Annotated in this window: 9 protein-coding genes; 7 read left to right on the top strand and 2 right to left on the bottom strand. The window is 68.3% G+C overall.

Annotated features, from left to right (window positions below; translation table 11 throughout):
- Positions 1–366 precede the first annotated feature (366 nt).
- The 6 genes from GPA27_RS16555 (at position 367) to GPA27_RS16530 (ending at position 6272) form a co-directional block, all read left to right on the top strand.
- Positions 367–1323, top strand: coding sequence for a LysR family transcriptional regulator (locus GPA27_RS16555; RefSeq protein WP_169141664.1), 957 nt, complete (start codon positions 367–369; stop codon positions 1321–1323).
- A gap of 99 nt (positions 1324–1422) precedes the next feature.
- The gene (locus GPA27_RS16550; protein WP_169141663.1) at positions 1423–2241 is read left to right on the top strand and encodes a putative hydro-lyase; all 819 of its coding nucleotides are present in this window, start codon (positions 1423–1425) and stop codon (positions 2239–2241) included.
- Positions 2242–2313: 72 nt separating this feature from the next.
- Positions 2314–3546 carry an MFS transporter gene (locus GPA27_RS16545; RefSeq protein ID WP_169141662.1) on the top strand — a complete coding sequence of 411 codons (1233 nt, stop codon included), beginning with the start codon at positions 2314–2316 and terminating at the stop codon, positions 3544–3546.
- A 113-nt stretch (positions 3547–3659) separates the two neighbouring features.
- Positions 3660–4427: a 5-oxoprolinase subunit PxpB gene (gene pxpB, locus GPA27_RS16540; protein ID WP_169141661.1), complete on the top strand. Its 768-nt coding sequence runs from the start codon at positions 3660–3662 to the stop codon at positions 4425–4427.
- Complete coding sequence (locus GPA27_RS16535) at positions 4424–5509, top strand: 5-oxoprolinase subunit C family protein (RefSeq protein WP_169141660.1); 1086 nt, start codon at positions 4424–4426, stop codon at positions 5507–5509. The genes pxpB and GPA27_RS16535 overlap by 4 nt, the downstream gene beginning before the upstream one ends.
- Complete coding sequence (locus tag GPA27_RS16530; RefSeq protein WP_169141659.1) at positions 5502–6272, top strand: LamB/YcsF family protein; 771 nt, start codon at positions 5502–5504, stop codon at positions 6270–6272. Before GPA27_RS16535 ends, GPA27_RS16530 begins: the two co-directional genes overlap by 8 nt.
- Here the strand turns inward: GPA27_RS16530 and GPA27_RS16525 are convergent, their stop codons facing one another.
- Together GPA27_RS16525 and GPA27_RS16520 are read right to left on the bottom strand one after the other, a co-directional pair.
- Complete coding sequence (locus tag GPA27_RS16525; protein WP_169141658.1) at positions 6273–7064, bottom strand: TIGR01458 family HAD-type hydrolase; 792 nt, start codon at positions 7062–7064, stop codon at positions 6273–6275.
- Between the two features lie 86 nt (positions 7065–7150).
- On the bottom strand, positions 7151–9124 hold the full coding sequence (locus tag GPA27_RS16520) for a DNA topoisomerase IV subunit B (protein WP_169141657.1): 1974 nt from the start codon (positions 9122–9124) through the stop codon (positions 7151–7153).
- A 147-nt stretch (positions 9125–9271) separates the two neighbouring features.
- Between GPA27_RS16520 and GPA27_RS16515 the strand changes: the two genes are divergently transcribed.
- Entirely contained in the window at positions 9272–9703 is a 432-nt protein-coding gene (locus tag GPA27_RS16515) for a gamma-glutamylcyclotransferase family protein (RefSeq protein ID WP_169141656.1), read from the top strand.
- The last annotated feature ends 25 nt before the right edge of the window (positions 9704–9728 follow it).

Raw genomic sequence — 9728 nt, 5'->3', positions numbered from 1 at the left:
GTGGTGCGGCGTTGAAGAGATCCAGCGTGTCTGAAGTCATTGGGCGATGCGTCGAAAGGCTTGGGTGGGTGGCACGGCGTGAGGTCCGGGGCGCTTGGCCGGGACGGCGACGGCTGCGGGGCGATGTGGGCCGAGGGACGTCATCGTCCGGGCCGGGATACCGCGTCGGCAACGAATTGCGCCGGCGCGCCGATCAGCTTAGAGTCATTCGACCGCCTGCCAGCGGCAGCGCGCATTCTGGCAGTGTTCCGGGCTGAAGTTCAAGGATGTCGAGCGCGTCGGGCATGAGCCGCGGTCACGTCCTACGTCTCCGCGGTGCTTGCCCGGTGCGAACGCCGTGCGCTTCCGACCTTGCCGATCTCGTCCATGAACCTGCGTTTCGTCGAAGCCTTCCTGTGGGTCGCCCGTCTGAAGAGCGTCACCCGCGCCGCGGACAAGCTGTGCCTGACCCAGTCGGCGGTGTCGAGCCGCATCGCGAGCCTGGAGGAGGAGTTGGGCGTGGCGCTGATCGACCGGCGCGAACGGCACTTCCGCCTGACCAATGCCGGCAACCGCTTCCTCGTGTTCGCCGAGCGCCTGCTCGACATCCAGCGCGAGTTGAAGAGCGAGATCGGCTTGCCCGAGCCGCAGGCGATGACGATGCGCATCGGCGGCATCGAGTCGGTGCTGCACACCTGGCTGATCCCGCTCGTCGAGCATCTGCGCCGCACGCAGCCGCACATCGAGTTCGAGCTGACGGTGGAAATGACGCCGGTGATCACCGAGCAATTGCGGCGCGGCGGCCTCGATCTTGCGTTCGCGGCGATGCCCGCAGTGGGCGAGGGCATTCGCGTCGCGGAAATGCCTTCGCTGGAGATGGTGTTCGTCGGGCGTCGGGCCGATGCGGAACGCGCAGGCAGATGGACCTTGCCGGAGATCCTTGCGCACGATGTGCTGACCTTCCAGCGCAGCTCGCAGCCGCACGTTGCGCTGCTCGAGCTGATCCGGCGCGCGGGCCTCGAGGGCGGGCGCATCCATACGATTTCGTCGATCTCGGCGCTGGTGCGCATGGTGGAGGGCGGTTTCGGCTTCGCGACGCTGCCGTTGGCGACAATGCCGACCGTCGCCAGGGGGGCTGATGTCGCGGTGCTGGATGCCGAGCCCCGGCTCGAGCCCTTGCCGATCCACGCGTCTTTCTGGGCCTACCCGTCGGCGCCGCAAATGGAGGCCGCGGTACAGGAGGCGATCGCGTTCGTGCGGCGGTTTCCGGTCGACGGCGTGGAGGCGTCCGACGCGCCCGGGGAGGTTCGGAAAAAGCGCGCAGACCATCGAAAAAATCGATGAACTCACAAAGAAATTTTGCGTTTGTGTAGCCTCCGAGCGCCACCGATACTTTCCTTACGACGCGATCACAGCGTCGGCTAAAGGACGAGGAGACATTCGGTGGAAAACAATCGAGACGGCGCGTTCGCGTCCGCTGCGGAGCTTACGACCGGGATCGCGGCGCGCAAGGCGATCCGTGCGGGGCAGTGGACTTCGCATACCAGCGGCCTCGCGCCGGGCCATGTGCAGGGCAACGTGGTGATCCTGCGCGCGGCCGATGCCGACGACTTCCTGCGCTTCTGCCTGCGCAATCCCAAGCCCTGTCCGCTGCTGGCGGTGTCCGAACCGGGCGAACCGCTGCTGCCCACACTTGGTGCGGACGTCGATATCCGCTTCGACGTGCCGCGCTACCGCGTGTGGCGCAAGGGCGAACTCGTCGCCGAGCCGACGGCGATCGACGGGCTGTGGCAGCCGGATTTCGTGACCTTCGTGATTGGCTGCTCGTTTTCCTTTGAGCAGGCGCTGCTCGACGCGGGCATCCCGCTGCGCCATGTGGCCAACGGCCGCAATGTCGCGATGTACCGTACGAATATCGCGACCACGCCGGCGGGCAGGTTCCACGGCCCGCTGGTCGTGTCGATGCGGCCGATGACGGCGGCCAACGCTATTCGCGCGATCCAGGTCACGTCGCGCCTGCCCAACGTGCATGGCGCGCCGGTGCATTTCGGCGATCCGGCCGAGATCGGCATCGCGGATCTCGCGAAGCCGGATTTCGGCGACCCGGTGGAGATCCTGCCGGGCGAAGTGCCCGTCTATTGGGCCTGCGGCGTCACGCCCCAGGCCGCGGTGATGGAGGCCAGGCCCGAGCTGTGCATCACGCACGCGCCGGGATCGATGCTGGTCACCGACCTGCTCAATCACCAGCTCGCCTTTTCCTGAACAGAGCCTGTTTTCGTCGCACCCCGGCACAGACCGGGGGGACGTGTGTCGAACACCAAGAGGAGACTCACCATGTGGCTTCGTGAAACCACCCAGAACGAACGCAAGACCCTGACCGCGGCGTTTGCCGGGTATGGCGTCGATGCGTTCGATTACATGATCTATACGTTCCTGATCCCGACGTTGATGGCGGCGTGGGCAATGAGCAAGGTCGAGGCCGGCTACATCGCAACCGGCGCGTTGGTCACCTCCGCGATCGGCGGCTGGGCGGCCGGTGTGCTCGCCGACAAGTATGGGCGCGTGCGCGTGCTGCAGTGGACCGTCATCTGGTTCACGCTATTCACCTTCCTGTCGGGCTTCACGAACTCGTTCGAGCAGCTGTTCTTCACGCGGGCGATGCAGGGCTTCGGCTTTGGCGGCGAATGGTCGGTCGGTGCGGTGCTGATTGCCGAGATGGTCCAGGCGAAGAACCGCGGCAAGGCGGTCGGCCTCGTGCAGAGCAGCTGGGCGGTGGGCTGGGGTGCGGCGGCGATCGCCTTCTGGGCGGTGTATGCGATGCTGCCTGCCGAGCAGGCATGGCGCGTGCTGTTCTGGATGGGCATCCTGCCGGCGGTGCTGATCTTCTACATCCGCCGCAACATCCACGACCCGGAAGTCTTCCACATCGCCCGTGCGAAGGTGAAGGCCGAAGGCGGCGGCAACTTCCTGCAGATCTTCTCGCCGCGCCTCTTGCCGACGACGATCTTCGCCAGCCTGCTGTCGACCGGCATGATGGGAGCCTACTACGCGGTCACGACCTGGCTGCCGACCTTCCTCAAGCTCGAGCGCGGGCTGTCCGTGCTGGGCACGAGCGGCTACCTGCTGGTGCTGATCGTCGGCTCCTTCGTGGGCTACCTGACGAGTGCCTGGCTGTCGGACCACCTCGGCCGCCGCCGCTGCTTCATGCTCTTCGCGACCTGCGCCGGCGCCTTGGTCTATAGCTACACGCTGCTGCCGATCACGGACACGGTGATGCTCTTCCTCGGCTTCCCGCTCGGCTTCTTCCTGTCGGGCATATTCTCCGGGATGGGCGCCTTCCTTGCGGAGCTCTTCCCGAACGAGCTGCGCGGCTCCGGCCAGGGCTTCTGCTACAACTTCGGCCGCGCGGTCGGCGCGACCTTCCCGGCGCTGGTCGGTTACCTCAGCACCAGCATGCCGCTCGGCGAAGTGATCGGCATGCTCGCGGCCGGCGGATACCTGCTCGTGATCCTCGCCTGCCTGCCGCTGCCGGAAACGCGCGGTCGGGACCTCGTCCTGCAGAACTGAGCAAGCCGTTCTTTAGGCCGCAAGGCTGCCAGCGCCGTCCTGCACGGCACGACGCGGGCAGCCACGCATCCAAGTTATTGGGCGCTCGCCCTCCCCAGCGGAATAATCCCGCCATGACTACTGACCTTGCACACCCGCCGGCGCGTCTGCTGAGCGTAGGCGACGCCGCCTGGACCGTCGAGTTCGGCAATGGCATCGACCCCGCCATCCACGGCCGCGTGCTTGGCTTCTCGAGCCTGCTCGACACGCTGTCGAACGACGGTCGCCTCGAAGGCGTCGTCGAATGGGTGCCGACCTTCCGTTCGGTGACCGTGCATTTCGACCCGCTGCGCGCCGACGCGATGACGCTGCACGATCTGCTCGCGGAGCTTGCCGACAAGAGCGGCAGCCTCTCCGCGGCCGGTTGCTGCTGGCACATTCCGGTCTGCTTCGACGCGAGCTGCGCGCCGGACCTCGACGAGGTCGCTGCCGCCAAAGGGATGGGGCGCGAGGACGTCGTGCGCCTGATGACCGAGACGGTCTTCACCGTCTACATGCTGGGCTTCCTGCCTGGCTTTCCCTACCTCGGCGGCTTGCCCGAAGCGCTCGACATGCCGCGGCTCGCAACGCCGCGCAAGGTCGTGCCGTCGCGCTCGATCGCGATCGCCGGCCGTATGTGCGCAGCCTACCCGTGGCAGAGCCCGGGCGGATGGCGGCTCCTCGGGCGCACCCCGGTGCGCCTCTTCGATCCGGCCAACGCGCGTCGGCCGGCCTTGCTCACGCCGGGCGACCAGGTCGTGTGGCAAGCGATCGACACGGACACCTACGAAGCGCTCGACCAGGAATGCGCGGCCGGCCGCTTCGATCTGTCCTCGCTGCTGAAGGAAGGAGAGGCGACATGAGCGCGGTCGTCGAGGTGGTCGATGCGGGCCTCGCCGTCAGCGTGCAGGACCGCGGCCGCACGGGCTTTCGCAACATCGGCGTGCCGGTGTCCGGGGCTCTCGATGTGGTGCTGATGGCCGCGGCCAACGCGCTCGCCGGCAACCCGTCGGAAGCGGCGGTGCTCGAAGTGGGGTTGAGCGGGCCGTCGCTGAAGGCCTTGTCCGGCACCGTGCGCATCGGCCTCGCCGGCGAGATGGGGGCTCAGGTCGTGAATACGCGCGGCCAGGTGCTCAAGGTGGCGCCGTGGCAGACGGCGACGCTGTTTCCGGGCGACGTCATCCGCGTCGGCGGGGTTTCGCACGGTGTCGGCTATGTCGCGCTCTCGGGCGGCGTGCAGGTGCCCGCGCAACTCGGCAGCCGTTCGACCTATCTGCGCGCGGCGATCGGCGGCGTGCAGGGCAGGGCGCCGAAGGCCGGCGACCGCCTGCAGTGCGAGGCGGTGCGCGGCGACCCCTGGCTCGAATTCCGTGCGCAGGCGCCGTGGCATCACGAGACGGGGCCGATCCGCGTGATCCTCGGGCCGCAGGAAGATCACTTCACGCCGCAGGCGCTGGAGACCTTCCTGACGCGGCCCTATGCGGTGACGCGTGACATGGACCGCATGGGCCTGCGTCTCGAAGGCGATACGCTCGCGCACAATGAGCAGGGCGCCGAGATCGTGTCGGATGGCGTCGCGCCGGGCACGATACAGGTGCCGGCGAACGGCCAGCCGATCGTGCTGATGGCCGACTGCCAGACATCGGGCGGTTATCCGAAGATCGCGACCGTGATCCGTGCCGACCTGCCGCGTCTCGCGCATCTGCGGCCCGGTGACGAGTTGCGCTTCGTCGCGGTCAGCCATGCCGAGGCTGCGGCAGCATTGCGCGAGCAAGTGCAGCGCCTTGCCGACTGGGTCGGCGCGATCCAGAACTTCCGCCCGCCCGGCGTCATCGACGAGGCGGCGCTGTACGGCGCGAACCTCATCTGCGGCGTCGTGCGCGGCGACGAATGGGCCCTGCACGGCGTCGATTTCACCCATTACTGCGGAGCACAGCATGTCTGAGCGCATCAACCTCAACGCCGACCTCGGCGAAAGTTTCGGCGCCTGGCGCATGGGCGACGACGCGGCGATGCTGGAGGTCGTGAAGTCGGCCAACGTCGCCTGCGGTTTCCACGCCGGCGATCCGCTCGTGATGCGGCAGACGGTGGCGACCGCGAAGCGCTGCGGCGTGAGCCTCGGCGCGCATCCGGGCTTCCCCGACCTGCAGGGCTTCGGCCGCCGGCGCATGGAACTGCCGGCCGCGGAACTCGAAGCGATGCTGATCTACCAGATCGGTGCGCTTGCCGGTATCGCGCGCGCCGAAGGGACGGCGGTGACCCATGTCAAGCCGCACGGCGCACTGAACAACATGGCCTGTGCGGACGCAAGGCTGGCGGCGACCGTCGCGCGCGCGATCCATACGCTCGATCCGGATCTGATCCTGCTCGCGCCGGCGCTGTCGCAGCTCGCGGTCGCGGGGCGCGAGGCGGGCCTGCGCGTGGTCGAGGAGATCTTCGCCGACCGCGCCTATCTGGACGACGGCAATCTCGTGCCGCGCTCGCAGCTGGGCGCGATGATCCACGGCGCCGAGGCCTGCCTGCGCCATGTGCTCGACATGCTCGAAGCCGGCGCGCTGATCTCGATCAACGGCCAGCACCTGCCCGTGAAGGCGCAGAGCATCTGCGTGCATGGCGACGACGCCGAGGCAGTGGCGACTGCGCGGGCACTGCGCGAAGGGCTGCAGCGCGCCGGCTACGAGCTGGTTGCGATCCCGCTGCTCGCCTGATCAAGCGAGCGCGAGCAGGCGCGTGACGCCATCGGCAAGGTCGTCGGCGACGAGCGTCGGACGCACGTCCGGGGCGTCGTCGTCGCCGGGACGGAACTTGCCGGTGCGCACGAGGATGGCCGGAATGCCGGCCGCAAGCGCCGCGCCGACGTCGTCGTGCAGGTCGTCGCCGATCACCACTGCGTCGGCCGGTGCGACGCCCAGTTCGGCGAGCGCGGTGTGGAAGAAGCTCGCCGCGGGCTTGCCGACGATCTCGGCCGTGACGCCGCTGCTGAACTCCAGGCCGGTCACGAAGGCGCCCATGTCCAGCGACAGGCCGTCCTCTTCCATGAAGTAGCGATTCTTCGCCATCGCGATGAAGGCGCCGCCGGCCATCAGCAGGCGGAACGCAGCATTGAGTTGCGCGTAGTCGAGATGGGGGCCCATGTCGCCCATCACGACCGCATCGGGGGCCTCCGCGCTCGGGCCGATTTCGGCCGCGAGATCCGGATGGACGAGGTACAGCGGCTTCAGGCCGCGTTCTCGCACGAGCTGCTGTGCCGCGTGCGGAGCGGTCTGGAGCTCGTCTTCGGCGATCGTGAAGCCCATCCGCTGCAGCTTTGCGACCAGCGTGCGGCGTGGCGTGCGCGTCGTGTTGGTGAGAAAACGCAGCGGCAGCCCTGCAGCGCGCAGGCGGGCGAGGGCGTCCACCGCGCCGGAGATGGCCTGCTCGCCGACGTGCAACACGCCGGCGAGGTCCACCAGCACGGCGCCGGGGCGCCGGGCGAGGCGGGGAACGGGATTCGTGGCCATGTGGGGCTACTCGAAAACGGGACGGGCGTTTCCGTTATAGGCGGCGTGATGCGGCGCAGCAAGGCGCCGCCTGCGGCTCCGCGGGATCAGATGTCGGCCTCGACCGTATCGCCCTTTTCCTCCATCCACGCGCGCCGGCCCGAGGCTTCGCCCTTGCCCATCAGCAGCGTGAACATGCGCAGCGTGTCGTCGAGCGCGTCGGCGCGCACCTGCACCGGCAGCACGCGCCGCGTCGCGGGGTCCATCGTCGTCTCGCGCAGCTGGTCGGGGTTCATCTCGCCGAGGCCCTTGAAGCGGCCGATTTCGATCGATTCGGGCTTGAAGCCTTCCTTCTCGACGCGGTCGCGGATCGCCGCCAGTTCGCCGTCGTCGAGCGCGTAGAGGCGGCGCGCCGGGCGCTTCTTGCCCTGCGCGGGGACATCGACGCGGTACAGCGGCGGCTGGGCGACGTAGATGTGGCCGCGCGTGATGAGTTCCGGGAAGTGGCGGAAGAACAGCGTCAGCAGCAGGGTCTGGATGTGTGCGCCGTCGACGTCCGCATCCGACATGATGACGACCTTGCCGTAGCGCAGGCCCGACAGATCCGGACTGCTGTGCGCGGCATGCGCATCGACGCCGAGCGCGACCGCGATGTCGTGGATCTCGGCGTTCGCGAGCAGCCGGTCGGGGTCGATTTCCCACGAGTTCTGCACCTTGCCGCGCAGCGGCAGGATCGCCTGCGTCTCCTTGTTGCGCGCCATCTTCGCCGAGCCGCCGGCGGAGTCGCCCTCGACGAGGAAGAGCTCGTTGTCGGCGATGTCCTCCGATTCGCAGTCCGAGAGCTTGCCCGGCAGTACCGCGACGCCCGAGGTCTTCTTCTTCTCGACCTTCTGCGCGCTCTTCTGCCGTGCGAGCGCCTGCTTGATCGACAACTCCGCGATCGCCTTGCCGGCCTCGACGTGGTTGTTGAGCCAGATCTCGAAGGGGTCGCGGATCATCGACGAGACGAGCTTCACCGCCTCGCGCGAGTTGAGCTTCTCCTTCACTTGGCCCTGGAACTGCGGATCCAGCAGGCGCGCCGACAGCACGAAGCTCATGCGGCCGGCGACGTCTTCCTGCTGCAGCTTCACGCCGCGCGGCAGCAGCGCATGGTGCTCGATGAAGCTCTTCACCGCGTCGAACACGCCCGCGCGCAGGCCGCTTTCGTGCGTGCCGCCGGCCACCGTCGGGATCAGGTTCACGAAGGACTCGGACGGAACCGACTGTTCGAACCAGCCGATCACCCAGGCCGCGCCTTCGCCGGGCGCGAAGGTCGCGTCGTCCTTGTCGGCGTACTTTTCGGCGGTGTAGAGCGGCGCCACCGGCTCGAGGTCGCCCGCCTGCTCGCGCAGATAGCCGGCCAAGCCGTCGGGGTAGGACCAGGTCTTGGTCAGCGCCGGCCCGCTCGCCTGCTCGATGTCGAGCCGCACCGACACCCCCGACAGCAGCACCGCCTTGGAGCGCAGCAGGCGCTCGATCTCGTTCTGCGGCACGCGCGGATTCTCGAAATACTTGCCGTCCGGCCACACGCGCACGCGCGTGCCGGTCTGGCGGCCGCAGTCGCCGACGACCGAGATCGCGCCGATGTTCTCGCCGCCCTCGGCGAAGTCGATGCGGTGGATCTTGCCTTCGCGCTTTACTTCGACTTCGACGCGCGTGGACAGCGCGTTCGTCACCGCGACACCGACGCCGTGCAGGCCGCCCGAGAACGCATACGCGCCGTTGCCGTCGCGCTTGTCGAACTTGCCGCCCGCGTGCAGGCGCGTGTAGGCGAGCACGACGACCGGGACGCCTTCCTCGGGATGCAGGCCGACCGGGATGCCGCGGCCGTCGTCCGCGACGCTCACCGAGCCGTCGAGGTGCAGCGTCACGTGGATCTTCTTCGCGAAGCCGCCGAGCGCCTCGTCGGCCGCGTTGTCGATGACTTCCTGGATGATGTGTGCCGGCGAGTCCGTGCGGGTGTACATCCCGGGGCGCTCGCGCACCGGTTCGAGTCCCTTGAGGACGCGGAAGGACGATTCGTCGTATTGCTTGCCTGTCATGGTGTCTGGGCTGTGTCGCGGGCCGGCGGAGGCCGGCAGGCGTGCAAGGATACCTGCTGGGCGGCAATCTGGCACGGCGGTGATGCGATTCCGCGCGATCGCCGCGGCCGCTAAGATGAGGCTTTGCGGTCGTCGGGGGCGCGGGGCATGCAGCATTGCTTTACCTACGGTTCGCTGATGTGCGAGGACATCATGGCCGCGGTGAGTGGCACGCGCTGCAGCTTCGTTGCAGCCTCGCTGGACGGGTATCGGCGACAGCCGGTGCGCGGCCAGGCCTATCCGGGGATGGTGTCGGCGGCGCGGGTCTGCGTGCAGGGGGTGTTGTATCTGGATCTGCCGGCATCCGCGTGGCCGCGGCTGGACCGTTTCGAGGGCGAGGAGTACGAGCGCCGGCGGGTCGTCGTGCGGCTTCAGGACGGGCGGGTGGAGACGGCGTGGACCTACGTCTTCCGGCCGGAGTACGCGGGGCGGCTCGTGGACGGGGAATGGGATTTCGAGCGTTTCCTGCGTGCCGGCAAGGCAAGCTTCACCGCGCAATATGTCGGCTTCGACGACCGGGCGGACGACAAGTCGGCGTGAGGTGCCCCAGGCACGGCGCGAGACG

The organism is Aromatoleum toluolicum, assembly GCF_012911005.2.
Lineage (GTDB): Bacteria > Pseudomonadota > Gammaproteobacteria > Burkholderiales > Rhodocyclaceae > Aromatoleum > Aromatoleum toluolicum.
Note: the sequence above shows the minus strand (reverse complement) of the source record. Positions and strands in the feature narration are given on the sequence as shown.